Annotated in this window: 1 protein-coding gene; it reads left to right on the top strand. The window is 59.1% G+C overall.

The genetic code is table 11. The features are described from left to right. Positions 1–274 (top strand): glutamate synthase-related protein (locus tag P792_RS38680; RefSeq protein WP_035439678.1); only part of this gene is annotated, 274 nt, incomplete at both ends.

The following is a 274-nucleotide window of genomic DNA, read 5'->3' as shown; positions in this document are numbered from 1 at the left end:
GGGGCGCTTTGGTGTCACGGCGGAATATCTTAATAATTGCAGCGAGATCGAGATCAAGGTCGCCCAGGGGGCCAAGCCGGGAGAAGGCGGACAGCTGCCTGGCTTCAAGGTGACGGAACTCATTGGCAAGCTGCGCCATGCCACGCCTGGTGTGACGCTCATTTCGCCGCCGCCGCATCATGACATCTATTCCATCGAGGATCTGGCTCAGCTCATTTACGACCTGAAGCAGATCAACCCGGAGGCGACTGTCACCGTCAAGCTCGTGGCCCGT

Source organism: Asaia sp. SF2.1, assembly GCF_000505765.1.
GTDB classification, from domain to species: domain Bacteria; phylum Pseudomonadota; class Alphaproteobacteria; order Acetobacterales; family Acetobacteraceae; genus Asaia; species Asaia bogorensis.
This window is presented reverse-complemented; position numbering and strand designations above follow the sequence as displayed.